The sequence below is a fragment of the Pseudomonas putida genome (assembly GCF_009883635.2).
GTDB classification, from domain to species: Bacteria; Pseudomonadota; Gammaproteobacteria; order Pseudomonadales; family Pseudomonadaceae; genus Aquipseudomonas; species Aquipseudomonas putida_W.
In genome coordinates, this window is sequence record NZ_CP026115.2 from 4,141,150 (window position 1) to 4,166,791 (window position 25,642).

Annotated in this window: 26 protein-coding genes and 1 pseudogene; 17 read left to right on the forward strand and 10 right to left on the reverse strand. The window is 63.3% G+C overall.

The annotated features are described in order from the left end of the window. Positions 1 to 261: 261 nt before the first annotated feature. The 8 genes from gmd (at position 262) to C2H86_RS18895 (ending at position 8,916) form a co-directional block, all read left to right on the forward strand. Complete coding sequence (gene gmd / locus C2H86_RS18860; protein WP_159409323.1) at positions 262 to 1,293, forward strand: GDP-mannose 4,6-dehydratase; 1,032 nt, start codon at positions 262 to 264, stop codon at positions 1,291 to 1,293. Beyond that, positions 1,293 to 2,189, forward strand: a complete 897-nt coding sequence (locus C2H86_RS18865) for a GDP-mannose 4,6-dehydratase (RefSeq protein ID WP_159409324.1) — start codon at positions 1,293 to 1,295, stop codon at positions 2,187 to 2,189. The genes gmd and C2H86_RS18865 overlap by 1 nt, the downstream gene beginning before the upstream one ends. Then, positions 2,186 to 3,328: a glycosyltransferase family 4 protein gene (locus C2H86_RS18870; protein ID WP_159409325.1), complete on the forward strand. Its 1,143-nt coding sequence runs from the start codon at positions 2,186 to 2,188 to the stop codon at positions 3,326 to 3,328. The genes C2H86_RS18865 and C2H86_RS18870 overlap by 4 nt, the downstream gene beginning before the upstream one ends. Beyond that, positions 3,328 to 4,437, forward strand: coding sequence for a glycosyltransferase family 4 protein (locus C2H86_RS18875; RefSeq protein ID WP_159409326.1), 1,110 nt, complete (start codon positions 3,328 to 3,330; stop codon positions 4,435 to 4,437). The genes C2H86_RS18870 and C2H86_RS18875 overlap by 1 nt, the downstream gene beginning before the upstream one ends. A 45-nt stretch (positions 4,438 to 4,482) precedes the next feature. After that, the gene (locus tag C2H86_RS18880; RefSeq protein ID WP_159409327.1) at positions 4,483 to 5,415 is read left to right on the forward strand and encodes a UDP-glucose 4-epimerase family protein; all 933 of its coding nucleotides are present in this window, start codon (positions 4,483 to 4,485) and stop codon (positions 5,413 to 5,415) included. Continuing rightward, positions 5,412 to 6,416 (forward strand): MraY family glycosyltransferase, encoded by a 1,005-nt coding sequence (locus C2H86_RS18885; protein ID WP_159409328.1) that lies wholly within the window; start codon positions 5,412 to 5,414, stop codon positions 6,414 to 6,416. Before C2H86_RS18880 ends, C2H86_RS18885 begins: the two co-directional genes overlap by 4 nt. Before the next feature lie 42 nt (positions 6,417 to 6,458). Continuing rightward, complete coding sequence (locus C2H86_RS18890) at positions 6,459 to 8,468, forward strand: polysaccharide biosynthesis protein (RefSeq protein ID WP_159409329.1); 2,010 nt, start codon at positions 6,459 to 6,461, stop codon at positions 8,466 to 8,468. A gap of 118 nt (positions 8,469 to 8,586) precedes the next feature. Then, positions 8,587 to 8,916, forward strand: coding sequence for a ComEA family DNA-binding protein (locus tag C2H86_RS18895; RefSeq protein ID WP_159409330.1), 330 nt, complete (start codon positions 8,587 to 8,589; stop codon positions 8,914 to 8,916). A 64-nt stretch (positions 8,917 to 8,980) separates the two neighbouring features. Here the strand turns inward: C2H86_RS18895 and C2H86_RS18900 are convergent, their stop codons facing one another. Next, positions 8,981 to 9,148 (reverse strand): DUF2897 family protein, encoded by a 168-nt coding sequence (locus tag C2H86_RS18900; RefSeq protein WP_003252762.1) that lies wholly within the window; start codon positions 9,146 to 9,148, stop codon positions 8,981 to 8,983. 185 nt (positions 9,149 to 9,333) lie between these two features. On the opposite strand from C2H86_RS18900, the gene pyrF reads away from it, so the two are divergent. Next, positions 9,334 to 10,035, forward strand: coding sequence for an orotidine-5'-phosphate decarboxylase (gene pyrF, locus C2H86_RS18905; RefSeq protein ID WP_054886624.1), 702 nt, complete (start codon positions 9,334 to 9,336; stop codon positions 10,033 to 10,035). Between the two features lie 63 nt (positions 10,036 to 10,098). Here the strand turns inward: pyrF and kdsA are convergent, their stop codons facing one another. Further along, positions 10,099 to 10,941 (reverse strand): 3-deoxy-8-phosphooctulonate synthase, encoded by an 843-nt coding sequence (kdsA, locus tag C2H86_RS18910; RefSeq protein WP_159409331.1) that lies wholly within the window; start codon positions 10,939 to 10,941, stop codon positions 10,099 to 10,101. A gap of 57 nt (positions 10,942 to 10,998) precedes the next feature. Next, the gene (locus C2H86_RS18915; RefSeq protein WP_159409332.1) at positions 10,999 to 12,000 is read right to left on the reverse strand and encodes an NADP-dependent oxidoreductase; all 1,002 of its coding nucleotides are present in this window, start codon (positions 11,998 to 12,000) and stop codon (positions 10,999 to 11,001) included. 172 nt (positions 12,001 to 12,172) lie between these two features. On the opposite strand from C2H86_RS18915, the gene C2H86_RS18920 reads away from it, so the two are divergent. The 3 genes from C2H86_RS18920 (at position 12,173) to C2H86_RS18930 (ending at position 14,809) form a co-directional block, all read left to right on the forward strand. After that, positions 12,173 to 12,934, forward strand: a complete 762-nt coding sequence (locus C2H86_RS18920) for an SDR family oxidoreductase (protein ID WP_159409333.1) — start codon at positions 12,173 to 12,175, stop codon at positions 12,932 to 12,934. A 157-nt stretch (positions 12,935 to 13,091) separates the two neighbouring features. Then, complete coding sequence (locus C2H86_RS18925; RefSeq protein ID WP_159409334.1) at positions 13,092 to 13,874, forward strand: lipopolysaccharide biosynthesis protein; 783 nt, start codon at positions 13,092 to 13,094, stop codon at positions 13,872 to 13,874. Continuing rightward, on the forward strand, positions 13,871 to 14,809 hold the full coding sequence (locus C2H86_RS18930; RefSeq protein ID WP_159409335.1) for a hypothetical protein: 939 nt from the start codon (positions 13,871 to 13,873) through the stop codon (positions 14,807 to 14,809). Before C2H86_RS18925 ends, C2H86_RS18930 begins: the two co-directional genes overlap by 4 nt. 6 nt (positions 14,810 to 14,815) lie before the next feature. Here the strand turns inward: C2H86_RS18930 and C2H86_RS18935 are convergent, their stop codons facing one another. After that, on the reverse strand, positions 14,816 to 15,976 hold the full coding sequence (locus tag C2H86_RS18935; protein WP_159409336.1) for an MFS transporter: 1,161 nt from the start codon (positions 15,974 to 15,976) through the stop codon (positions 14,816 to 14,818). A gap of 212 nt (positions 15,977 to 16,188) precedes the next feature. On the opposite strand from C2H86_RS18935, the gene C2H86_RS18940 reads away from it, so the two are divergent. The 3 genes and pseudogenes from C2H86_RS18940 (at position 16,189) to C2H86_RS28765 (ending at position 19,641) form a co-directional block, all read left to right on the forward strand. Further along, positions 16,189 to 17,586, forward strand: a complete 1,398-nt coding sequence (locus C2H86_RS18940; protein ID WP_159409337.1) for a PLP-dependent aminotransferase family protein — start codon at positions 16,189 to 16,191, stop codon at positions 17,584 to 17,586. A 969-nt stretch (positions 17,587 to 18,555) separates the two neighbouring features. Then, positions 18,556 to 18,732, forward strand: a pseudogene (locus tag C2H86_RS28760) (hypothetical protein); the annotation flags it as partial. 204 nt (positions 18,733 to 18,936) lie between these two features. After that, positions 18,937 to 19,641, forward strand: a complete 705-nt coding sequence (locus C2H86_RS28765; RefSeq protein WP_430738594.1) for a methyl-accepting chemotaxis protein — start codon at positions 18,937 to 18,939, stop codon at positions 19,639 to 19,641. Positions 19,642 to 19,695: 54 nt separating this feature from the next. On the opposite strand, the gene C2H86_RS18950 is transcribed toward C2H86_RS28765, so the two are convergent. After that, positions 19,696 to 20,886: a benzoate/H(+) symporter BenE family transporter gene (locus C2H86_RS18950; RefSeq protein ID WP_159409339.1), complete on the reverse strand. Its 1,191-nt coding sequence runs from the start codon at positions 20,884 to 20,886 to the stop codon at positions 19,696 to 19,698. 147 nt (positions 20,887 to 21,033) lie between these two features. Between C2H86_RS18950 and C2H86_RS18955 the strand changes: the two genes are divergently transcribed. Then, the gene (locus C2H86_RS18955; RefSeq protein WP_159409340.1) at positions 21,034 to 21,636 is read left to right on the forward strand and encodes a glutathione S-transferase family protein; all 603 of its coding nucleotides are present in this window, start codon (positions 21,034 to 21,036) and stop codon (positions 21,634 to 21,636) included. Positions 21,637 to 21,783: 147 nt separating this feature from the next. On the opposite strand, the gene C2H86_RS18960 is transcribed toward C2H86_RS18955, so the two are convergent. The 5 genes from C2H86_RS18960 to C2H86_RS18980 all read right to left on the reverse strand — a co-directional run bounded on the left by C2H86_RS18960 (position 21,784) and on the right by C2H86_RS18980 (position 24,485). After that, entirely contained in the window at positions 21,784 to 22,149 is a 366-nt protein-coding gene (locus C2H86_RS18960) for a glutaredoxin family protein (RefSeq protein ID WP_159409341.1), read from the reverse strand. A gap of 58 nt (positions 22,150 to 22,207) precedes the next feature. Further along, the gene (gene folE / locus C2H86_RS18965; RefSeq protein WP_054883671.1) at positions 22,208 to 22,753 is read right to left on the reverse strand and encodes a GTP cyclohydrolase I FolE; all 546 of its coding nucleotides are present in this window, start codon (positions 22,751 to 22,753) and stop codon (positions 22,208 to 22,210) included. 70 nt (positions 22,754 to 22,823) lie between these two features. Continuing rightward, complete coding sequence (locus tag C2H86_RS18970; protein ID WP_110639707.1) at positions 22,824 to 23,384, reverse strand: Smr/MutS family protein; 561 nt, start codon at positions 23,382 to 23,384, stop codon at positions 22,824 to 22,826. A gap of 101 nt (positions 23,385 to 23,485) precedes the next feature. Beyond that, a complete protein-coding gene (locus tag C2H86_RS18975; RefSeq protein ID WP_159409342.1) occupies positions 23,486 to 23,806 on the reverse strand; it encodes a hypothetical protein in 321 nt (106 codons plus the stop codon). A gap of 88 nt (positions 23,807 to 23,894) precedes the next feature. Further along, positions 23,895 to 24,485, reverse strand: a complete 591-nt coding sequence (locus C2H86_RS18980) for a cysteine hydrolase family protein (protein ID WP_159409343.1) — start codon at positions 24,483 to 24,485, stop codon at positions 23,895 to 23,897. A gap of 180 nt (positions 24,486 to 24,665) precedes the next feature. Between C2H86_RS18980 and prmB the strand changes: the two genes are divergently transcribed. Next, positions 24,666 to 25,574: a 50S ribosomal protein L3 N(5)-glutamine methyltransferase gene (gene prmB / locus C2H86_RS18985; protein WP_159409344.1), complete on the forward strand. Its 909-nt coding sequence runs from the start codon at positions 24,666 to 24,668 to the stop codon at positions 25,572 to 25,574. Positions 25,575 to 25,642: the final 68 nt, after the last annotated feature.

Consider the following 25,642-nt stretch of genomic DNA (forward strand, 5'->3'; position numbering starts at 1 on the left):
ATTCCGCTCGAATTGCCCGGTTCTGGAATTTATCCTACGCCCCCTGTCGAATGGCGTTCGGTTGCTGCTGAAAACCCTCGCTTGTACCCTGCGCAGGTGGCATTTTTACCTGCTGGCGCGCGGCTGCTTTTTCCGAGTCGAGTACGCTGCCCAACAGATGTATACTCCGTCATCGAACCTTAACGCGCGAGGCAGGAATCGCCCGCGCCGGTCTGACATTCACACATGCCCGCACGGCACTATCGGAGTTGGTTAAGTCGCATGAAAGCAATCGTCACTGGGATCACTGGTCAAGACGGCGCCTATCTGGCGGAACTGCTGCTGGAGAAGGGCTACACCGTCTACGGCACCTACCGGCGCACCAGCTCGGTCAATTTCTGGCGCATCGAGGAGTTGGGCATCCACACCAACCCTAACCTGCACCTGGTCGAGTACGACCTCACCGACCTGTCGGCCAGCATCCGTCTGCTGCAGACCACCGAAGCCACCGAGGTCTACAACCTCGCGGCGCAGAGCTTCGTGGGTGTTTCCTTCGAACAGCCGGTTACCACCGCTGAAATCACCGGCCTGGGCGCGGTGAACCTGCTCGAAGCCATCCGCATCGTCAACCCGAAGGTACGCTTCTACCAGGCGTCCACCTCGGAAATGTTCGGCAAGGTCCAGGCCATCCCGCAGGTCGAGGATACCCCGTTCTATCCGCGCAGCCCTTACGGCGTGGCCAAGCTGTACGCGCACTGGATGACCATCAACTACCGCGAGTCGTATGGCATCTTCGCTACCAGCGGCATCCTGTTCAACCACGAGTCGCCGCTGCGTGGCCGTGAGTTCGTAACCCGCAAGATCACCGACTCGGTGGCCAAGATCAAACTGGGCCTGCTCGACAAGCTCGAGCTGGGCAACCTCGACGCCAAGCGCGACTGGGGCTTCGCCAAGGAGTATGTTGAAGGCATGTGGCGCATGCTGCAGGCTGAAGTACCAGACACCTTCGTGCTCGCCACCAACCGTACCGAAACTGTGCGTGACTTCGTTTCGATGGCCTTCAAGGCCGTTGATATCGAAATCAAGTGGAGCGGCAAGGACGAAGCCGAGCAGGGCACCTGCGCCGCCACTGGCAAGGTGTTGGTCGTGATCAACCCGAAATTCTACCGCCCTGCGGAAGTCGAGCTGCTGATCGGCAACCCGGCCAAGGCCAAGGAAGTACTGGGTTGGGAGCCGAAGACCAGCCTCGAAGAACTGTGCCGCATGATGGTCGAAGCCGACCTGCGTCGTAACGAAAAAGGGTTCTCGTTCTGATGCAAATGGCCAGCAAACGCGCGCTCATCACAGGGATTCAGGGCTTCACCGGTCGCTACATGGCCGCCGAACTGCGAGCCCGTGGTTATGAAGTCATAGGGACGGGCAGCCAGCCGTTGCAGGCACCTGATTACCATCAGGTGGACCTGACTGACGGCCCTGGCCTGTGCGCATTGCTGGCCGAACTGCAGCCGGATGTCGTTGTGCATCTGGCTGCCATCGCCTTTGTCGGGCACGGTGCAGCCGACGCGTTCTACCAGGTCAACCTGGTGGGCACACGCAACCTGCTCGAAGCCATCGCGGCCTGCGGCAAAACACCGGATTGCGTGTTGATTGCCAGCAGCGCCAACGTTTATGGCAATGTTTCCGAAGGGATGCTCGATGAGCAGACCTTGCCGGCGCCAGCCAACGATTACGCGGTCAGCAAGCTGGCCATGGAATACATGGCCCGCCTGTGGTTCGATCGCTTGCCGATCGTCATCACGCGACCTTTCAACTACACCGGTGTGGGACAGGCGGAGAACTTCCTGCTGCCCAAGATCGTCTCGCACTTCCAGCGCAAGGCGAGCACCATCGAACTCGGTAACCTCGACGTCTGGCGCGACTTCAGTGATGTGCGTGCCGTGGTCCAGGCCTATCGCGGCCTGATCGAGGCGCGCCCGGTGGGGCAGACTGTCAACGTTAGCTCCGGGCAAACCCATTCGCTGCGCGAAGTCATCGGCAAATGTTCGGCCATCACCGGCCATCAGATCGAAGTGCAGGTCAACCCGGCGTTCGTGCGGGCCAACGAGGTCAAGACCCTCTGCGGTGACAACGGCCGCCTGCGCGACCTGGTACCGGGCTGGCAAACCCCTTCGCTGGATGAAACCCTGGGTTGGATGCTTGCGGGTAAATGAAGCTCATCCTTTCCGTCGAGCCGGTCCGCTTCCCGCTGACCGGCATCGGGCGCTACACCTACGAATTGGCCACCCGGCTGCAACGCAGTAGCGAAATCACCGACCTGCAGTTCTTTGCCGGGCGGCGGTTCTTGCCGGCCTTGCCGACTGCGGCCGAGCAGTCTGACGCAGTGCATGGCCTGAAACGCTTCGTGCAGAAGAATGCCCTGGCCGTCGAGGCCTACCGGCGGCTGATGCCGTACCTGCGCAAGCGGGCGCTGAAGGGGTATGAGGATCATCTCTACCACAGCCCTAATTACTATCTGCCGCCGTTTGCCGGGCGCAGAGTGGCAACGTTCCACGACCTGTCGCCGTTTACCTGGGCGCACTGCCACGCGCCACAACTGGTGAACTACCTGCAGAAAGAGCTGCGGCTGACGCTTGATCGCGCCGATGCGCTGATTACCGATTCGCAGTTCACCCGGCAGGAGCTCGCTGACTACTTCGCTTGGCCGATCGAGCGTATCCATGCCGTGCCGTTGGCCAGTTCGCCAGAGTTCCACCCTCGCAGCGACACTGCCATTGCGCCTGCCTTGGCCCGCCATGGCCTGGAGCCGGGAGGGTACAGCCTGTTCGTGGGTACCATCGAACCGCGCAAGAACATCGAGACCCTGCTCGACGCCTACGGGCGGCTGCCTCTGGCGTTGCGCCAGCGCTGGCCGCTCATACTGACCGGTTATCACGGCTGGCGCAGCGACGCTCTGCATAGCCGCATTGCGCAAGCTCAACAACAAGGGTGGGCGCGTTATCTGGGATTTGTGGCCAGTGAGGACCTGCCCCTGCTGTTTGCCGGTGCGCGTCTGTTTGCTTTCCCGTCCCACTATGAGGGTTTTGGCCTGCCGGTGCTCGAAGCCATGAGTTCGGGCGTGCCGGTAGTCTGCTCCAACAGTTCCTCGCTGCCGGAAGTGGCCGGCAGTGCGGCCCTGATGTGTGCGCCCAGCGACACCGAAGCCCTGACGGCCGCGCTGCAGCAGGGGCTGGAAGATGAGGTCTGGCGTGACCAGGCTGTCGTGCAAGGCCTGGCCCACGCCGCTGGTTTCTCGTGGGAGCGCTGTGCCCAGGCGACCATCGATGTCTATAAGCAGGTTAGGGCGGGGTAATGATCAAAGTTCTGCACTTCTTCAAAACCTACTACCCCGACTCCATGGGCGGTATCGAGCAGGTCATTTTCCAGCTTGCCGAAGGCTGCCAGGCCCATGGCATCGAGTCACAGGTTCTGTACCTCAGTGAGCGGGGGGCGGCTCGTGATGAGCCGGTCGCGAATCATCTGACCCATCGTTCCAAGCTCGACCTGCATGTCGCCTCCACCGGCTTTTCGCTGTCCGGGCTCAAGGACTTTGCTGATTTGGCCAGCCAGGCGGACGTGATCCATTACCACTTCCCGTGGCCCTACATGGACCTGGTGCACTTCCTGTCGCGCCTGAACAAGCCAACCGTAGTGACTTACCACTCTGACATCGTCAAGCAGAAGTGGCTGCTGAAGCTCTATCAGCCATTGATGAACCGTTTTCTGTCCAGCGTCGACCGGATCGTGGCTTCATCGCCCAATTATGCGGCTCATAGCCCGGTGCTGACGCATTTCAAGGGTAAGGTCAGCATCATCCCGTTCGGCTTGGACCGGGCCACCTACCCACAGCCGACCGAGGAGAAACTGGCTTTTTGGCGCGCGCGGCTGGGGGAGCGTTTTTTCCTGTTCGTAGGTGCGCTGCGGTACTACAAGGGCCTCGATTACTTGCTTGAGGCCGCCCGGATCAATGGCTTGCCGGTTGCTATTGTCGGGGGCGGGCACCTGGAGCATGAACTCAAGCAGCGTGCGCAAACCCTGGGCTTGGCCAATGTACATTTCCTTGGCGGCTTGCCTGATGACGACAAATCGGCCTTGCTGCACCTTTGCTGCGGTTTTGTGTTCCCTTCGCACTTGCGGTCCGAAGCATTCGGCATTTCGTTGCTGGAAGCGGCGATGTACGGCAAGCCACTGATCTCCTGCGAGATGGGCTCGGGCACCACGTTCATCAACCTGGCCGACCAGACCGGGCTGGTGGTACCGCCGCGTGACGCCCCGGCGCTGGCCCATGCCATGCAACGTCTCTGGGATGACCCCGGCATGGCCCAGGCCATGGGTGCCAAGGCCCTGGAACGTTACGAAGCAGTCTTCACCGCGCCGGCCATGGCGAAGGCCTATGCCGACCTGTACCGTAGCTTGCTGTAGTCCTCGAGCTTGCCTGCTTCAGTCTTCAGATAAGAATAAACTTGCATGGATAGTCGAACGATTCTTGTCACTGGCGCCAGCGGTTTCGTTGGCAGTGCCCTGTGCCGCCAACTGAACACGCTGGGCGTCTTCAATGTCCGCGCCCCGTCACGTCGTGACGCCGAGCTGGCCGCTGGCACCGACTGGGTATCTGCGTTGGCCGGTGTCGACGCGGTAGTACACGCAGCAGCCCGCGTGCACGTGATGCAGGAAAACGCCAATGAAAGCCAGGCCGAATTCCGCCGGGTCAATGTCGACGGCACCCTCAACTTCGCCCGGCAAGCCGCCGCTGCCGGGGTGCGCCGTTTCATTTTCATCAGTTCGATCAAGGTCAACGGTGAGCTCAGCCAGCCGGGGCAGCCTTTGCGCGCCGACGACACGCCTGCGCCGCAGGATGCCTACGGGGTATCCAAGCATGAAGCCGAACTGGGCTTGCAACAGCTGGCGGCGGCCACCGGCATGGAAGTGGTGGTGATCCGCCCGGTGCTGGTCTACGGACCTGGCGTCAAGGCCAACTTCCTCAGCATGCTGCGTTGGGTGCAGCGGGGTGTGCCGCTGCCGCTCGGTGCCTTGCCGAACCGCCGCAGCCTGGTGTTCGTCGATAACCTCGTCGATCTGGTAATGACTTGCCTCGATCACCCGCAGGCGGCAAATCAGGTGTTCCTCGCCAGCGATGGCCAGGACGTGACCCTGAGTCAGTTACTCCGGGCCATCGGCCAGGCGTTGGGCCGCCCGGCGCGGTTGCTGCCAGTACCGCCTTCGCTGCTGCACGCGGCGGCGCGGGTGTTGGGGCGAGGTGATCTCGCCCAGCGCCTGCTAGGCTCGCTGCAGGTCGACATCGCCAAGAATCACCAGCTGCTTGGCTGGACTCCTCCCTTCACCTTGGAGCAAGGGCTCAACCTGACCGCTCGCGCTTTTCTGGACGCTCAAAACCGATGATCTGGCTGATTCTCCTCTGTGGCGTGGCCGCGTTGGCAATGACGGCGGGCCTGCGCCGCTATGCCCTGGCGCGCAGCCTGCTGGACATTCCCAATGCGCGTAGCTCGCATGCCCTTGCGACCCCGCGTGGTGGCGGGCTGGCGTTCGTCGTCTCGTTCCTGCTGGGCGCGCTTGCCCTGGGCTGGGCTGGCATGGTGGCGCCAGCGCTGCTGGTCGGCCTGCTGGGCGCTGGAGGCCTGGTGGCGGTAATCGGCTTCATGGACGATCACGGCCATATCGCTGCGCGATGGCGCCTGCTTGGCCACTTCGTGGCCGCAGGTTGGGGGCTTTACTGGATGGGGGGCATGCCGCCGCTGATGGTGTTCGGATGGGCACTGGACAGCGCCTGGTTGGGTGTGTTGTTCGGAATGCTGTACCTGGTGTGGCTGCTCAACCTGTACAACTTCATGGACGGCATCGACGGCATCGCCAGCATCGAAGCCATCTGTGCCTGCGTCGGCGGCTGCCTGTTGTACCTGGTCAGTGGCTATCCGCAGGCGCTGTGGCTGCCAATGTTGCTGGCTGCGACGGTGGCCGGCTTCCTGTTCTGGAACTTCCCGCCAGCGCGTATTTTCATGGGGGACGCCGGAAGTGGCTTCTTGGGTATCGTGCTGGCTCTGCTGGCGTTGCAGGCTGCCTGGATAAACCCGCTACTATTCTGGGGGTGGTTAATACTTTTGGGTGTATTCGTGGTGGATGCGACTTTTACCCTGGTGCGCCGGCTGTTGCGCGGCGAGCGCGTCTACGAGGCGCATCGTAGCCATGCCTATCAGTATGCTTCACGCCAGCAGGGCAGCCACCGGCCGGTAAGCCTGGCGGTAGCGGCCATCAACCTGGGCTGGTTGTTGCCCGTGGCGCTGGCGGTCGTGGCGCTGGGGCTGGACGGCGCCACGGGAACCATCGTGGCTTATTTACCTCTTATACTGCTAGCGATCAAATACCATGCCGGCAAGCGGGAGTAACATGATCGAGCAAGCCGGGCATGGCACGTTGAGGAGAGCTGGATGAGCGATGCAAACAAAGACAGGCTGCGCCAGTTCCTGGTCAACCTGTCTCGGCGGCAGAAGCGCCTGATACAGGTCTGCACCGACATGCTGCTTATCTGGCTGGCGTTGTGGCTGTCGTTCATCGTGCGCCTCGGCATCGATGAAATGTACAACCCGATCCTGGAGCACACCTGGCTGTTCCTCGCCGCACCGGTAGTGGCTGTGCCGCTGTTCATCCGCTTCGGCATGTACCGCGCGGTAATGCGCTACTTCGGCAACGACGCGCTGGTCACCATCATCAAGGCTGTCACCCTGTCGGCGTTGATCCTCGCTGTGGTGGTCTACTGGTACAGCAACCACAAGGTCGTGGTACCGCGTTCGATCATCTTCAACTACTGGTGGCTGAGCCTGGTCATCATCGGCGGCCTGCGCCTGATCATGCGCCAGTTTTTCCTCGGTGACTGGTTCACGGGTAACCATCAGATTCCCTTCGCCAACCGCGACGATGGCCTGATCAAGGTCGCCATCTACGGTGCTGGTACAGCCGGAAACCAGTTGCTGGCGGCATTGCGCATGGGCCGAGTGATGCGCCCAGTGGCGTTCATCGACGACGACAGTGATCTTGCCAACCGGGTCATCTCCGGCCTGCAGGTCTACAAGCCCAAGCACCTGCAGCAGATGATCAAGGAGAGCGGCGCCCAGGAAATTCTTTTGGCCTTGCCCCGTGCCTCCAGGGCCCGGCGCAAGGAAATCCTGGCCTTCCTCGAGCCTTACCCGCTGCATGTGCGCAGCGTGCCGGCTTTTGCCGACCTGGCCAGCGGGCGGGTCAAGGTCGATGACATTCAGGACGTCGACATTGCCGACTTGCTAGGGCGCGACCCGGTGCCGGCGCAGGACGAACTGCTCGACCGCTGCATCAAGAATCAGGTTGTGCTGGTTACCGGAGCCGGTGGTTCGATCGGCTCGGAGCTGTGCCGGCAGATCATCGGGCTCAAGCCCAAGACCCTGCTGCTGTTCGATCACAGCGAGTTCAACCTCTACAGTATTCTCAGTGAGCTGGAGCAGCGCAATTCCCGTGAGTTGCTGTCGGTACGCCTGCTGCCGATCCTTGGTTCGGCACGCAACCAGCAGCACCTGGTCGACATCATGAGTACCTGGCGGGTCGACACGGTCTACCACGCGGCTGCCTACAAGCATGTGCCGATGGTCGAGCACAACATGGCCGAGGGCGTCCTCAACAATGTCTACGGGACCTTGTGCACCGCTCAGGCCGCGTTGCAGTCAGGCGTCGCCAACTTCGTGCTGATTTCCACCGACAAGGCAGTTCGCCCGACCAACGTGATGGGCAGCACCAAGCGCCTCTCCGAGCTGATCCTTCAGGCCCTCAGCTGCGAAGCTGCGCCAGTGATGTATGGCGACAGCAGCAAAATTTCGCGGGTGAACAAGACCCGCTTCACGATGGTGCGGTTTGGTAATGTACTGGGCTCCTCGGGCTCGGTGATTCCGCTGTTCCATCAGCAGATCAAGGCCGGTGGGCCGCTCACGGTCACGCACCCCAAGATCACCCGTTACTTCATGACCATCCCCGAAGCAGCACAGTTAGTGGTACAGGCAGGGGCGATGGGGCAGGGCGGCGATGTGTTCGTGCTGGACATGGGCGAGCCGGTGAAAATTGTCGAGTTGGCCGAGAAGATGATTCACCTCTCAGGCCTGAGCGTGCGCAGCCCTGGCAACCCCAATGGCGATATCGCCATCGAGTTTTCCGGCTTGCGGCCGGGAGAGAAGCTGTACGAGGAATTGTTGATCGGTGACGACGTTTCGCCGACCGTGCACCCGATGATCATGACTGCCAACGAAGACTTCCTGCCCTGGGAAGTACTGCGTGAGCGCCTGGCGGCCTTGCTCAAGGCGGTGGCGGAAGATGATTTCAGCCGGATCCGGCATCTGTTGCGCGAGCTGGTCAGCGGTTACTCGCCAGAGGGCGAGATCGTTGACTGGTTGTATCAACAGCAGCACAAGGACAGGTAACGCTGATTCCTACGGCAAGCAGGGATTCAGCCGCTTCGCAGCCCCCCCTTCGAATCGATACTTTGAGCAGGCAGTCAAGGAAACGCTGCCTCGTCAATCCATCCGAAGGAGTGTCTGTATGCGTAATACCGTTCTTTCCTACCTGTTGCTGCCTCTGTTCGCCGGCCTCGCGTTTTCGGTCAGCGCTGCGCCGGCCGATACACCGGTCACTCAGCCGGTGCCGATGGTGAGCCAGAAAACCACCGGGTCAGCCCTGCTGAACCTCAACCAGGCCGATGCCGCAACCTTGCAAAAAGAACTCAATGGCATCGGCAAGGCCAAAGCCGAGGCCATCGTGGCCTATCGCGAGGCCAACGGACCGTTTGCTTCAGTGGATGAACTGCTGGAGATCAAAGGCATCGGCAATGCGCTGCTGGAGCGCAATCGCGACAAGTTGAGTGTGGAGTAACACGGGTTTGCAGGGCGGCGCTTGCGCCATGCAAGGCCGCCCTCATTGTCGTCAGCGTTCCTGCTTACCGGTCCTGGGCATCCTTGGCATCGGCCTCAGCATTGCGTTCATGCACCTTGCGCAGTTGTTCCTCTGTCAGGGGCAGCTTTTTCGCCGTATCGCGCAGCATCATCAGCCCGCCGACGATCGAGCCGAGGGCTATGATAAGTATCAGCCAGGCATACCAGGGCATCGTGTGTTCTCCTGTCAGCGTCATGGGGCAGTGCTTGTACAAATATTGAGCAGTTGCCGGTTCCGTTGGTTCAATTATAGGCATCACGTCTTGCCGGGCCAATTCCGTTGACCCGCGGCCCCCAAAGCCTGTGCCACTTCGTTTACAATGCGCGCCGTTTACGACTTGCCAAGAGAACCCTGACCATGTCCGCCTGCCAGACGCCCCTGATCGTCGCCCTGGATTTCCCAACCCGTGACGCCGCCCTGAAGCTGGCTGACCAGCTCGACCCCGCCCTGTGCCGGGTAAAAGTTGGCAAGGAATTGTTCACCAGCAGCGCATCGGGCATTGTCGAAACCCTGTGCGCGAAGGGCTTCGAGGTGTTCCTCGACCTCAAGTTCCACGACATCCCCAACACCACGGCCATGGCAGTGAAGGCTGCTGCCGAGATGGGTGTATGGATGGTCAACGTGCACTGCTCCGGTGGCCTGCGCATGATGGCCGCCTGCCGCGAAGAACTGGCCAAGCGCAGTGGCCCGCAGCCGCTGCTGATCGGCGTGACCGTGCTCACCAGCATGGAGCGTGAGGACCTCGCCGGTATCGGCCTGGACGTAGACCCGCAAGAGCAAGTGCTGCGTCTGGCGGCGCTGGCCGAAAAGGCGGGCATGGACGGCCTGGTGTGCTCGGCACTGGAAGCCCCGGCGCTGAAGGCTGCGCACCCGGCGCTGCAACTGGTCACCCCGGGTATTCGCCCCGCGGGCAGCGCCCAGGATGACCAGCGCCGTATCCTCACTCCGCGCCAGGCGCTGGATGCGGGTTCCGATTACCTGGTGATCGGCCGCCCGATCAGCCAGGCGGCAGACCCGGCCCAGGCGCTGGCAGCCGTGGTGGCAGAGATCCGCGGCTGATATCAGCCAAAAAAAGGGGCCGACATGCACAGTGCATGTCGGCCCTTTTTCATTGCCCTCGAATCAGGCAATGACCAGCGACTTGAAGCCTTTGATCAGGTCGTCCAGCGCCTTGATCTGCTCCAGGAACGGCTCCAGCTTGTCCAGCGGCAGGGCGCTCGGGCCATCGCACTTGGCCTGGTCCGGGTTCGGGTGAGCCTCCAGGAACAGACCGGCCAGGCCAACCGCCATGCCGGCACGGGCGAGGTCGACGACCTGCTCGCGACGGCCACCTGAAGCAGCGCCGGACGGGTCGCGGTTCTGCAGGGCGTGGGTCACGTCGAAAATGATCGGCAGGTTGTCGCAGGTGCGCTTCATCACGCCGAAACCGAGCATGTCCACGACCAGATTGTCGTAGCCCATGCAGGTGCCACGGTCGCACAGGATCAGCTGGTTGTTACCGGCTTCCTTGAACTTGTGCACGATATTCTGCATCTGCGAAGGGCTGAGGAACTGCGGCTTCTTGATGTTGACCGGCTTGCCGGTCTTGGCCAGTGCCACCACCAGGTCGGTCTGGCGGGCCAGGAACGCGGGAAGCTGCAGCACATCGACCACTTCGGCCACTGGCGCGCACTGATAGATCTCGTGTACGTCGGTGATGATCGGTACGCCGAACTCGGCCTTGACCTTCTCGAAGATGCGCAGGCCTTCTTCCATGCCCGGGCCACGGTAGGAGTGGATCGAGGAGCGGTTGGCCTTGTCGAAGCTGGCCTTGAACACGTAAGGGATGCCCAGTTTCTCGGTAACCCGGACGTACTCGGCGCAGGCGGTCAGGGCCAGGTCCTCGGACTCGAGTACGTTGATGCCGCCGAAGAGGACGAACGGGTCGGTGTTGGAGCACTCGATGGTGGGGGTGATCTTGATCATGGTCTACTCTGCAAATCCCAGTCACTGGTTTCAGTGGCGATAGCCAATCTTACAGACTCACACCTTCAACACCAACTTGCCGAAGTTCTCGCCGCTGAACAGCTTGAGCAGCGTCTCGGGGAACGTCTCCAAGCCCTCCACCACATCCTCCTTGCTCTTGACCTTGCCGGTGGCCAGCCAGCCGGCCATCTCCTGCGCGGCCTTGCCATAGTCCTTGACGTGGTCCATCACCACGAAACCTTCCATGCGGGCGCGGTTCACCAGCAGCGCCAGGTAGTTGGCCGGGCCTTTGACGGCTTCCTTGTTGTTGTACTGGCTGATGGCGCCGCAGATGACGATGCGCGCCTTGAAGTTGATGCGGGTGAGCACGGCGTCGAGGATTTCGCCGCCGACGTTGTCGAAGTACACGTCGACGCCTTTGGGGCATTCACGCTTCAGGCCGGCCAGCACGTCTTCGGCCTTGTAGTCGATCACGCCGTCGAAGCCCAGTTCGTCCTTGAGGTACTGGCACTTCTGCGCTCCACCGGCGATGCCGACTACATGGCAGCCTTTGAGCTTGGCGATCTGGCCGACGATGCTGCCCACCGCGCCGGCTGCGCCGGAGATGACCACGGTGTCGCCGGCCTTGGGCTGGCCGACTTCCAGCAGGGCGAAGTAGGCAGTCATGCCGGTCATGCCCAGGGCCGAGAGGTAGCGGGGTAGCGGGGCGAGCCTGGGGTCGATCTTGTGCAGGCCCTGGGGTTCGCCGGTGAAGTAGTCCTGCACGCCGAGGGCGCCGCTGACATGGTCGCCGGGCTTGTAGTCCGGGTGGTTCGAAGCGACCACTTCGCCGACGCCCAGGGCACGCATTACCTGGCCGAGGGCCACGGGCGGGATGTACGACTTGCCTTCGTTCATCCAGCCGCGCATGGCTGGGTCCAGCGACAGGTACAGGTTGCGCACCTGGATCTGGCCAGCTGCGGGAGCTTCGGCGGGTACCGACTCGAAGGTGAAATCGTCACGGCGCACGGCGCCGACCGGGCGTTTGGCAAGCAGGAAGCGGCGGTTGGTCTGGGTCATGGCAGGTCCTTGTGGGCGATGAGGTACAGCAGTCAATTTAACCCGCTGATGCAGGTTGGTCCGCAAAATCACTGGTAAGCATGGTAGCCCAACCGCTGCCTTGATGATGCTGCCCAGCCGGGCGGTGGGCTGACTAGACTCAGGGCCAATTCATCACCCCCAGGAGCAGACGATGAGCATGACCTTTTCCGGCCAGGTAGCCCTGGTCACCGGCGGTGCGGCAGGTATCGGCAGGGCGACGGCACTGGCCTTTGCCCGCGAGGGCCTGAAAGTGGTAGTGGCCGATCTGGATGCGGACGGTGGCGAGGCCACGGTGGCCTTGATTCGCGAAGCGGGTGGCAATGCGCTGTTCGTGGCTTGTGACGTGACCCAGGACGCCCAGGTACGCCAACTGCATGAGCGGGCCATCGAGGCCTATGGGCGGCTGGATTACGCTTACAACAATGCCGGCATCGAAATCGAACAGGCGCGTCTGGCCGAGGGTAGCGAGGCGGAGTTCGACGCCATCATGGGTGTCAACGTCAAAGGCGTGTGGTTGTGCATGAAGTACCAGCTGCCGTTGTTGCTGGCCCAGGGCGGCGGGGCGATCGTCAACACCGCCTCGGTGGCGGGCTTGGGTGCGGCGCCGAAGATGAGCATCTACGCCGCCTCCAAGCATGCGGTGATCGGCCTGACCAAGTCGGCGGCCATCGAGTATGCCAAGAAGGGCATCCGGGTGAATGCTGTGTGCCCGGCGGTCATCGACACCGACATGTTCCGCCGCGCCTACGAGGCAGACCCGCGCAAGGCCGAATTTGCCGCCGCGATGCACCCGGTCGGGCGTATCGGCAAGGTTGAGGAAATTGCCAGTGCGGTGCTGTACCTGTGCAGTGACGGCGCGGCATTTACCACCGGGCACAGTTTGACGGTGGATGGTGGGGCCACCGCGATTTGAGCCGAGGTTGAAATGTATCGCGCAACATCTTGACGCAGAACGTTAAGTTTTGTAAGGGCGGATTGTTTGTTGGCTGTCTATACTTTTGCTTCTCAAAATGTGGGGAGCAACAGTGGAAGCAGAAACTAGCAACAAGCCAGCCCGGCAACTTTCGATCATGGACTTCTCGGCCTGTCGTGGGATTGCCGAGGGGCCCGTCTTCATCGTCGCGTCGGGCGCATCGGCAAAGGGCTTCCCTATGCAGCGCTTCGCCAATGTGCCGATGATCACGCTCAACGGCGCGATCTCGATGTTCTCGGAACAGGGCCCGCGTCCGTACTTTTACGTGTGTACCGACACCGGGTTTGCGCATCAACAGCCTGAACTTTACGCCAAGGCGGTGCGCCTCACTCGGCGTCTGGCGATCTGGCCAAGTGAAGTCGGAGCACTGCCGGTATCGGCCAAGGCGCAGGTCTTCCCACTGGCCAAGGCGGCGCGCTCGCGCCTGTTCGACTCGCTGCTCAATGCCGATCCGGCTTTGGTGCGCAGCCGGGCCTTCTGGGGCAACCGCTCGCGTTCCGTGGGTTTCAGCAAAGACCTCTCGCAAGGCTTTTTCGATGCCCGCACGGTGGCGTATGCCGCGCTGCAGATTGCCTGTCACGTGGGCTTCAACCAGGTTTTTCTGGTGGGTGTGGACCTCGACCAGTCGGTGGGGCGCTTTTATGAAACGCCAGGCCAGGCAGCTTCGCGCTGCCACCTGGACGAGGCCTATCAACGGCGCATCCTGCCCTCGTTCAAGCTGATGGCCGATCGAGTGGTCGACGAAAACTTTGCCGTTTACAACCTCTCCGCCACGTCGAAAATCCCGGAATCGGTCATCCCGAAAATTTCCGTCGAACAGGCCCAGGCGATCATTCTTGGCAACGCTGCGCAGGCTTCACTGTGCAGTCACCCCGCGTGACCGTTTACTTTCTCGGTTGGCAGGCCCGCTACGAGCAGATCATGATCGAACACCTGGCGCAGTCGCACGCGGTGCGGGTGTTCCAGTTGCCTGCTTACGCACGCAGAGTCGTGCGCCTGGCGCGAGCGTTGGGTGGCGCATCGGCGTTGCTGACGTGGCTTGGCAGGCGAGCGAGCGCCGCCAACCAGGCCACCACCAACGACCTGCTGGTGTGCAACGAGGGCCAGCTCAAGCGTGGGCGCCAGCTGCATCTGGTACAGGGCTTCCCCGGCCAGCGGGTGCTGCTGGTGCGGGACCTGGTCGATGCCGATTTTGTCGAGCGCATGCGGCCGCTATTCGATCGTATCTACAGCTACGACCCCTTGCAGTGCAAGCGTCTGGGTATGCTCCACCTGGAGCAGTTTTTTCCATTTGATCCCGACAACGCCAGGCCGCCGGCAGCCGAACAGGGCGCTGCAGGTCAGCGGCCGTTGTGCTTCTTCCTAGGGCGCGACAAAGGCCGTGCCCATCACTTGCAGGCCTTGGCGCAGGCGCTGGGCGAGCTGGGCTGCGCGCTTGATTTCCTGATCGTCAAGGACGCTACCAGCAAGGCACCGGGCAGCTACCACGTCGACGCGGTGTTGCCGTACGAGGTCAACCTGGCCAGGGCCATGGCCTGTGATGTGTTGGTGGAGATCAACCAGCCGGGCCAGGCCGGCCTGACCTTGCGGCCGCTGGAAGCTGCGTTCTTCGGCAAACAGCTGATCACTGATAACCGTCGGGTCAGGGACATGGCCTTCTACCATCCCGACCGTTTCTATGTTCTGGGGGATGAACAGCGGGATCTGCAGGCGTTCCTGGCCAGCAAAGCGCCAGCGGTGGCACCGGATGCCCTGCGCAAACATACCCCGACGGGGTTGCTGGAGCGCTTGCTGGCGGACTCGTTCCGGGGTTGAGCCGGCTCAATGGCTGCTGGCTTGTTGCACGCTTTGCCTCACGCCCTGCAACGCTCTGGCAACGGCCATGCAGCCCACCAGCAAGACCCCGCCAAACCCCAGCAAAGCCATGCCCGAGCCCAGGCGGTCACTCAGTACCCCGGTCAAGATCACCGGCACGCTGAAGCCCAGGTAGGCCAGCAGGAAGAACCCCGCACTGGCACGTGTCTTCTCGGCCCCGGCCAGTTCATTCACCGCCGCCAGCCCGCCGAGGTAAATGAAGCCGTAGCAGGCGCTGCTGGCTGCCACGGCACCAGCAAGCACTGCCCAGAGGCGTCCGCTTTCGGCGCCCCAAGCCAGCAAGGCATAGCTACACGGCAGAATCGCCATGCCCAGCAGGGTGGTCGCGCGGCTCGACATGCGCCGGGCCAGCGGCTGGAACAGCAGGCCGCAGCTGATCACGCAGAATGTCGAGAACCCCGACCAGGTGCTCAAGCCGTGCTGGCGCAGGATCCCGGGCAGCAGGGCGATCACCAGCCCGACGCAAGCCCAGGCCAGCAGAATGGCCAGGCCATACACCACGCTGCCGCGCGGGTAGCAGGGCAGTCGCAACATGGCACTGCGCTGCGCCGGGCGTGGGTCGGGCAAGCGCCACACCAGCAGCAAAGCCACTACGCCAAACAGCAACTGCAGGTGGAAACTGCCGGGCGTGAGGCTCGGGCCGCGCAGCAGGAACAGGCTGGTCAGCGCCGCGCCCAGGCCAAAGCCCAGCGAAGTGCTGGCGGTGACCCAGTTGGCGGCACGCGCACTGCTGCCGGCGCCCATCAGTTCAGCCATGTAGGCGGTTGCCGTAGCTGATGCCAGGCCCGTGCCCAGGCCCAGGAAGAAGCGCGCCACGCCGAGGGTTTGCAGGCCAGGGGCGAACAGCATGAGCAGGGTGGCGACCATCGACAGCATGAGCGCGGCGAGGATCAGCGGCCGCCGCCCGACCCGGTCGGCCAGCCCGCCCAGGGTCAGCAGCACCGGCAGCACGCCCAGCACGTAGCCAGAGAAAGCCACTGCAGTGGCGGCGGCGCCCTGGCCGGAGAGGTCGGCATAGGTGATGTAGAGCGGGGCCTGCAGGTTGACCGCCAGGGTGATCAGACACAGGGCGAAGGCGAGCAGGGCGGGGGAGTAGCGCGAGGGCATAGGTACGGTCCTTGTTCTTGGGTTGTCAGTACCGGCCCTTTCGCGGGGCAAGCCCGCTCCCACAGGATCTCCACAACAGCTTGTTGGAGCGGGCTTGCCCCGCGAAAGGGCCGGTACAGGAGACATTGCCCTTCACCCCAGCCCTCAACAAGGCACACCCAGGCTCCATTTATGCTTAACTGTTCGCTCAAAATCAGCAAACACTCAGCGCCATGCACTTCACCCTCGACCGCCAAATCCCCACCCCGCTGGTTCAGCAGCTCACCGACCACCTGCAGGCCTGGATCGAACAGCAGCGCCTGCGCCCCGGTGCCCGCCTGCCGTCGATCCGCAACCTGGCCCGCGACCAGTCGGTCAGTGCCTCCTGCGTAATCGAAGCCTACGACCGTCTGGTCGCCAGCGGCTGGCTCGAGGCCCGTCATGGCACCGGCTTCTTCGTCGCCGAGCGCAAAACCACCGTCGCGGCCGAGCATCAGCCGGTGTGGGGCGAGGCGGGCGATGGCAGCTGGCGCCAGTTCCGCGAAGGCCATGACGAACTGCTCAAGCTCGGCTGCGGCTGGCTGCCGAACAGTTGGCATGCAGAGGTCGAATTGGCCCAGGCGATCCGCCAGGTCAGCCGCGGCAACCCACAGGACCTGTTCGACTACTGCCCGCCGCTAGGCCTGGCCAGCCTGCGCCAGCACTTGCACAAGCGCCTGGCACGGCTGGACATCGCTGCCGGGCCCGAGCGCATCCTCACCACCCAAGGTGCTAGCCATGGCCTTGACCTGCTGGTGCGTACCTTGTTGCGCCCCGGCGACACCGTGCTGGTAGAGAACCCTGGCTACTACAACCTGTACAACCTGCTGCGCCAGCATCAGGTGCGCATGCTGCCGGTGCCGCGCACGGTGTTCGGCCCTGACCTTGCAGTGTTCGAACGCTTGCTGGCCGAGCATCGCCCCCGTTGCCTGTTTACCAACAGCCTGTACCAGAACCCCACGGGTACCAGCCTTGCGCCCAAGGTTGCGTACCGCCTGCTGGAACTGGCCCGCGAGTATGACCTGCGTATCATCGAGGACGATATCTACGCTGACTTCCAGGAAGGCCCGGCCACCCGCCTGACCACCCTCGACAGCGAGCAACGGGTGATCTACCTGGCCAGTTTCTCCAAGACCCTGAGCAGTTCGCTGCGCGTCGGCTACCTGGTGGCCGATGCGCCCTTGGTAGCGCGTCTGGCCGAGCTGAAGATGGTCAGTGGCATCGGCACCTCGCGCTTTGCCGAGCAGGTGGTCGGGCAGATGCTGGCCAGCGGCAGCTACCGCAAGAGCGTCCAGCGCCTGCGGGTGCGGCTGGGGCAGCACATGGCCAAATTGCTCGGGCAACTGGAACAGTACGGCTGGCAGGTGTTCTGTGAGCCGTATGGCGGGATGTTCGTCTGGGCGCGGGTGCCGGGGCGTGACTTCGCCAGCCTCGAGCGCCTGGCACTGGAGCATTCGGTGTTGCTCACCCCGGGTAGCGCCTTCGACTACCAGGGCGTTGCCAGCGATTGGCTGCGCATCAATGTCGCCTACGGGCAGGACACCCGCGCCCAGGGCTTCCTTCAGCACGCAGGGCGACCTTCAGCTAGCTGATCGCGACACGCTCATAGCCATTTGACACCATTTTGGCGCCAACCTCTTGTTTGCAGGGCGATAACGTTGCCACGCTTGGCTCTCGGCAAAACCTTGCACGGTGAAGGGGAATCGGCGATGGCGACGAGCAGGCACGGTGTTCTGGCCAACCTGGGCATGGCCCGCAAACTGGGCCTGGGTTTTGCCCTGGTGTTGCTGTTGACCGTAGCGGTGGCAGCCATCGGCATCGCGGCGCTGCACAGCGTCGGCCAGCGCTTCGACGGCCTGCGCGAGCTGGGCCAGATCAATACCGACCTGTTGCGGCTGCGCCAGCACGAGCAGGCGTTTGCACTGCGCTCCGACATCAAAGAGGCCGAGGCCTTGCGCAGCGGCTTGCAGAACCTTGCCGAGCGCGCCCGCAGCCTGCCAGCGCTGGCGGCGACCGAGGCTGACCTGGCGGCTTACGGCCAGGCCTTCGAAGCCTTCGTCGAAGCAGTGCAGGCCAAGGAGCTGGCGCTGGACATGGCCAGTTGGTCGGTGTCCAGCGTGGCCAACAACCTCGATGTGCTGCAGGCCGGCCTGGCCGACGATGCCACCTACACGCTCAAGCAGTCCCAGGGCCAGCAAGGCGGCGAGTTCCTTGAGCAGGCCGGGCAGGTGGCACAAGTGTCGCGGCTGATGCTGCAGGCCATGGACGAAGCGCGGGTGCGCCTGGACAAGAGTCGCAAGGGTGAGGAGGGAGAGCAAGGCCGCATCGCCCAGACGGTCGAAGCGGCGCAGCTGGTCGAGCAGCTCAACGCCGCCGTCAGTGACGCGGGCTACCAGAGTGTGCTCGGCGAGGTGGCCGGGCACATTGTCAGCTTTACCGACAAGCTCAACGAATACACCGACTTGCTGGGCAAGGAGCAAGGCATCAAGGCGCAGTTGCAGGCGCGTGCCGAGCAGGTCACGGGCCGGGTCGACCAGGCCTATGCTGTCGATCAACAGGCGATGCAGGCCGAGCTGGCGCGCAACAGCCTGGCCATTGCCCTCGCCACCGGGCTGGCGTTGCTGGTGGGGCTCCTCGCCGCCTGGCTGATTACCCGCGCCGTGGTCGGCCCGCTCAAGCGCGTGATCGGCCGTGCCCAGCGCATTGCCGCAGGCGAGTTGAGCCTGGAGAGCGAGGCGGTGCGCAGTGATGAAGTCGGCCAATTGATGCAGGCCATGCAGCAGATGGCCGCCGGCTTGTCCGGCGTGGTCAGTGGCCTGCAGCAGGGTATCGAGCAGCTGGCCGGCAGCGCTCAGGCGTTATCGGCGGTAACCGAGCAGACCAACCGCGAAGTCGGCAGCCAGAAGGAAGAGACCGAGCAGGTGGCCACCGCCATGCAGCAGATGACCGCCACCGTGCACGACGTGGCGCGCAATGCCGAAGAGGCAGCACAGGCAGCGCAGGCCGCCGATGACAAGGTCGACGCCGGCCAGCGCGTGGTGCGCGAGAGCATGCAGCGTATCGAGCAGCTGGCCACGGCTGCAGACACGGCCAGTGCCGGCATCGACAGCCTCAGTGCCGAGATCCACACCATTGGCGATGTGCTGGAGGTGATCAAGAGCGTCGCCGAGCAGACCAACCTGCTGGCGCTCAACGCAGCCATCGAGGCGGCCCGGGCGGGTGAGCAGGGGCGTGGTTTCGCGGTGGTGGCCGACGAAGTACGGGCGCTGGCCCGGCGTACCCGGCAGTCGACCGAGGAAATCGAGCGCCTGGTAGCCAGCCTGCGCGGAAATGCCCAGCAGTCGGTGGCGCAGATCCGTGGCAGTACCGAGCTGGTGCGCCTGGCCGTGGCCGATGCGCTACAGACCGAGAGTGCGCTGGGCAGCATTGCGGTGGCGGTGTCGTTGATTCAGCAGATGAATCAGCAAATTGCGGCGGCGGCGGAGCAGCAGAGTTCGGTGGCCGAAGAGATCAGCCGTAGTGTGACGCAGATCCGCGGCAGTGCCGACCAGGCGGCGCTGGCGATGCAGGATAATGCCCGGTCCAGTATCGAGCTGGCGCAGCTGGGCAATGACCTTAAAGGCATGGTTGGCCATTTCAGGCTGTGAAGACCCCTGTGGGAGCGACACAAGGCCGCTCCCACAAAGAATGTGCGCTAGTCTTCAGGCCTTGCGCGGATTGAGGATCAGCAAGGTCAACACCCCTGCCACGATCCCCCAGAACGCCGAGCCGATCGAGAACAGGGTCAACCCCGAAGCCGTCACCATGAAGGTGATCAGCGCTGCCTCGCGTTCCCTGGCCTCGCTCATGGCCACGGTCAGCCCGTTCATGATCGAACCGAACAGCGCCAACGCGGCAATCGACAGCACCAGCTCCTTCGGCAGCGCCGCGAACAAGGCCGCCAGGGTAGCGCCGAACGTGCCGGCAATGCCATAGAAAATCCCGCACCAGACTGCTGCGGTATAGCGCTTGCTCGGGTCTTCATGGGCGTGCGGCCCGGTGCAGATCGCCGCACTGATCGCCGCCAGGTTGACCCCGTGCGAGCCGAACGGCGCCAGCAGCAGCGAAGCCAGGCCCGTCGTTGAAATCAGCGGCGAGGCGGGCACCTGGTAGCCGTCGGCGCGCAGCACCGCCACCCCAGGCATGTTCTGCGAGGTCATCGCCACCACGAACAGCGGGATGCCGATGCTGATGGTCGCAGCCAGCGAGAAGCTTGGCGTGGTCCACACCGGGGTGGCCACTTCCAGCTTGAAGCCGCTGAAGTCGAGCAGGCCGAGGGCGCCGGACAACGCCGTGCCCACCAGCAAGGCGGCCAGTACGCAGTAGCGCGGCGACAGGCGCTTGACCAGCAGGTAGCTGAAGAACATGCCCAGCACCAGCAGGGTGCGGTGCTGGGCGGCAACGAAGATCTCGCTGCCGATCTTGAACAGGATCCCGGCCAGCAAGGCCGAGGCCAGCGATGCCGGAATGCGCTTGACCAGGCGCTCGAAGCTGCCGGTCAGGCCGCAGATCACCACCAGCAGCGCACAGGTGATGTAGGCACCAATGGCTTCGCCGTAGCTGACCCCGCCCAGGCTGGTGATCAGCAGCGCCGCGCCGGGGGTCGACCAGGCCACGGTGATCGGGGTGCGATAGCGCAGCGACAGGCCGATGCTGCACGCGGCCATGCCGATCGACAGCGCCCAGATCCATGAAGAAATCTGCGCGTTGGTCAGGCCCGCTGCCTGGCCGGCCTGGAACATCAGCACCAGCGAGCTGGTATAGCCGGTGAGCATGGCGATGAAGCCGGCGACCACCGCCGACGGGGAGGTGTCTGCCAGGGGCCGCAGGCGTGCGGAGGTGGCATCGGTCATTGGGTTGGGTCCTTGTCCATGTGTAAGCAGTTTTTTCAGACTAACGCGCGCTGGATTGATCTTTGCCATACAGCAGGCATTGCTTTTAGCCGTACAGTCGCCAACTATTGGGCAAGTTTGCGCAACTGCATGGGAGGGGGACAGGTGATGTTCAAGGTGTACGGTGACTACCAGTCAGGCAACTGCTACAAGGTCAAGTTGATGCTCAGCCTGCTCGACCGCCCCTATGAGTGGCAGGCGGTGGATATCCTCAAGGGCGAGACCGAAACCCCAGAGTTTCTGGCCATGAACCCCAACGGCAAGGTGCCGGTGCTCAAGCTTGAGGACGGTACCTGCCTGTGGGAGTCGAACGCGATCCTCAATTACCTGGCCGACGGCAGCGAGTTCCTGCCCAGCGAGCCGCGCCTGCGGACCCAGGTGTTGCAGTGGCAATTCTTCGAGCAGTACAGTCATGAGCCTTACATTGCCGTGGCGCGGTTCATCCAGTTCTACCTGGGTCTGCCGGACGAGCGCGTGGAGGAGTACCGTAAACTGCACAAGGGCGGTTACAAGGCGTTGAAGGTGATGGAGCGGCAGTTGCAGATGACGCCGTACCTGGTCGGGGACCAGTACTCGATCGCCGATGTGGCGCTGTATGCCTACACCCATGTGGCGCATCAGGGCGGATTCGACTTGGCCGATTACCCGGCAGTGCGCGCCTGGCTGGAGCGGGTGGCCAGCCATCCGCGGCATGTGCCGATGGTCGAGTAAGCTGGCGCGATCCCCCTTGTGGGAGCCGCGCTTGCCGGCGATGGGCCGCAAAGCGGCCCCACGATTTCAGGGTTGTAGCATAAGTTGCCGGGGCCGCTTCGCGGCCCATCGCCGGCAAGCGCGGCTCCCACAAGGGGCACGCAGGGCTTACGCGAAGCGCTTGTCCAGATAGGCAATGATGGCCTTGGATTCATACATCCAGGTCACCTTGCCCGCTTCTTCGATGCGCAGGCACGGCACTTTCACCCGGCCACCGCCTTCGAGCAGCGCCTGGCGATGCACGTCGTCGTTCTTGGCATCACGCAATGTCACCGGCACGTTCAGGCGATGCAGGGTGCGGCGGGTCTTCACGCAGAACGGGCAGGCATGGAACTGGTACAGCGCGAGGCCCTTGGCCTCTTGCTCGACACGCGCCTGGGCCGCCGCATCACGCTTCTGCTTGGCCGGGCGGCTGATCCAGTCGCCGAACACGATGAGCTGGCCGAGGCCGACCCGCAGGGCTTTGACGATCATGGGCTACTCCTGAAATGCAAAAGCCGACCCCTGGGGGCCGGCTCGGGTCATGCGCCGATCACTTGATCAGGCTGAGGAACTCGCTGCGAGTCGCGGCGTTTTCACGGAACTCACCCAGCATCACCGAGGTGAGCATGGTCGAATTCTGCTTCTCTACGCCACGCATCATCATGCACATGTGCTTGGCTTCGATGACCACCGCCACGCCAGCGGCGCCAGTCACCTGTTGCACGGCCTCGGCGATCTGGCGGCTGAGGTTTTCCTGGATCTGCAGGCGGCGGGCGAACATGTCGACGATGCGCGCAACCTTCGACAGGCCCAGGACCTTGCCCTTGGGCAGGTAGGCCACGTGGGCCTTGCCGATGAAAGGCAGCATGTGGTGTTCGCACATCGAATACAGCTCGATGTCCCGGACCAGCACCATCTCGCTGTTGTCGGAGGTGAAGAGCGCGCCGTTGGTGACTTCTTCCAGCGTCTGCTCGTAACCGCGGCAAAGGTACTTCATGGCCTTTGCAGCCCGCTTGGGCGTGTCGAGCAGGCCCTCACGGGAGACGTCCTCGCCAAGTTGGCTGAGGATCTCGGTGTAGTTCTGTTCCAGGGACATGTATCTACCTGTGGGTAAAAATCGCAAAAAGGAAGGGTACGGCGCCGCGCGCGGCGCTGCAAGCACGGCGTTACTCGTCGCGGCCTTCCATCATGGTTCGTTTGAGCATCACATACACCGCGCCAGTGCCGCCATGGCGGGCCTGGCACGAAGTGAAACCGAGCACTTGCGGGTGCTGGCGCAGCCAGGTGTTGACGTGGCTCTTGATCATCGGGCGCTTGCCGTCCAGGCGTGCGGCCTTGCCGTGGGTCACCCGAACGCAGCGCACTTCCAGCTGGGTGGCTTCGGCGATGAAGGCCCACAGGGTTTCACGGGCTTTCTCTACGCTCATGCCATGCAGGTCGAGGCTGCCCTCGAAGGCGATCTGGCCGAGCTTGAGCTTGCGGATCTGGCCTTCCTGCACGCCGTCGCGGCGCCACATCAGCTCGTCTTCGGCGCCGACGTCGATGACGAACTGGTCGGACAGACCGTCGATCACCAGGGCCTGGTCGCTGCGGATGGTCGCCGCCTGGCGCAGGCCGGCCAGCTGCTTGCGGTCGGTTTTCGGCTTGCCCACGTCGGCGCGGTCGTGCTTGATCGGCTTGACGCCGCGCACTTCAGCGCTGAACAGGGAAAAATCGTCGTCTTGCATGGTGCCTCCACATGGGCGGCGTAGTTTACGCGATCAACCCAGTGTCGTCAGTACCGGCCTCTTCGCGGGCACGCCCGCAAAGAGGCCGGCAGCGCAAACCACTAATCATGCTTTTTCATCAGGTGTGGCGAAAGGTTCAGCTCGCGCCCGCGACGCAGGCGGATGCGGCTGCGCCGCCAGAAGCGCACGCCAAAGTACAGCAGTACCAGCCCGACCACGGCCAGGATGCTGGCCAGCGGGCGGTTGGCATTGAGTTCGGCCAGGGCGGTGTAGTTGCCGAGCAGCCCGGCAATGCCGGCCATGGCCAGCAGCACGCCGAGCGTGGCGATCAGGGCCGACAGGCCGGCGGCAATACGCGCACCCCAGTTACGCGGTTCACGCGGGCGCAGACGCTTGGCGTCGAAACTGCCTTTGAGCTTCATTCCAGTTTCCTCTGTGGACATCCGGAATTCGACCTGGGCCCGGCCCTCGGGTTCCGCCCGGCTGCCGGGCGGTCATCGCAACGTCAGCTCAGATCAGGCTGGCGGTATGGGCGACACAGGCGAAGTTATCGGCCATCACGGCCATTTCACACGCGTGGATCTGCGCGGCGGGGATCACCTGATCCTTGAGCGCCAGGTCGCGAGTTGCCGAGGCGTCTTCCACCAGGGTGCAACGATAACCATAGTCCTTGGCGCGGCGCACGGTGGTGCTGACGCTGGAGTGGCTCATGAAGCCGCACACGATCAGGTCAAGGTGCCCCAGCTCCTGCAGGGTGTCGTGCAGCTTGGTGTTCTTGAAGGCGTTGGGCATGCGCTTTTCGATGATGATTTCACCTTCGCGTGGCTCCAGGCCGGGGATGAACTGGCCGGCCGGGCCCTGCGGGTCGAAGCGGCCGCCTACGGTACCGAGGTGGCGAACGTGGATGATCGGACGGCCAGCCTTGCGGGCGGCGTCGAGCAACCGGGCGATGTTGGCCACGGCCTCGTCCATGCCCGACAGTTGCAGAGGACCGCTCAGGTATTCCTTCTGCGCATCGATAATGATCAGGCTGGCTTGGCTCAGCTTGGCCGGCGGGTAGTCGCGGCCAGTGAGGCGGAACATCGTGGTTGGAACGGACATCAAGGGCTCCTTGGGTAGGGCTTTTGTATACCTATTCTCCCTTGCCTTGGCGCCAATGGGAATGGTTGACATCGCAGGCGGCGTGGTTACTGGCCTGTGGCCTGCCATTGGGGCATCGCGGGGAACAAATGTGCGGGTGGGGCTGTTAGACTTTTGTACGGTCTGAATTAGGAGTACCCCGTGATCACATCTCGTCTGCGCACGTTGCGCGACCATATCCGCTGGGCGGTCAGCCGCTTCCATGAGCACGAGCTGTTCTTCGGCCACGGCGCCGACAATGCCTGGGACGAAGCCCGCCTGCTGGTGCTGGGCGCCGTGCACCTGCCATGGGAAATCGCCGACAGCTACCTGGACTGCCAGCTCGAGGACGACGAGCGGGTACGCCTGCAGCACCTGCTCAAGCGCCGCATCGAAGACCGCGTGCCGACCGCCTACCTGCTGGGCGAAGCCTGGTTCTGCGGCATGTCGTTCATCGTCGACGAGCGTGTGCTGGTGCCCCGTTCGCCGATCGGCGAGCTGATCGAAAAGCGCTTCGAACCGTGGTTGGCGCAGGCGCCGGCACGCATCCTCGATTTGTGCACCGGCTCCGGCTGCATCGGTATCGTGGCTGCCGAGGTGTTCCCCGAGGCCGAAGTGGTGCTCGCCGACCTGTCGTTCGACGCGCTGGAAGTGGCCAACCAGAACATCGAGCGCCATGGCCTCGACGAGCGTGTGTTCACCGTGCAGGGTGATGGTTTCGCCGGCCTGCCGGGGCAGCGTTTCGACCTGATCCTGTCCAACCCGCCGTATGTCGACGCCGAGGACTTCGGCGACATGCCGGCCGAGTATCACCACGAGCCGGAAATGGGCCTGGCCTGCGGCAACGACGGCCTGGACCTGGTACGGCGGATGCTGGCCGAGGCGGGTGACCACCTGACCGACAAAGGGTTGCTGATCGTCGAGGTCGGCAACAGCCAGGTGCATGTCGAGGCGCTGTACCCGGAAGTAGACTTCGCCTGGCTGGAATTCGAGCGTGGCGGGCATGGTGTGTTCATGCTCACCGCCGAGCAGTGCCGTCAGCACCAGGAGCTGTTCAAGGCCCGCGTCTGACGCTGGATTGCCGGGGCTGCTGTGCAGCCCATTCGCGGGACAAGCCCGCTCCTACAGGCGATCGCGAC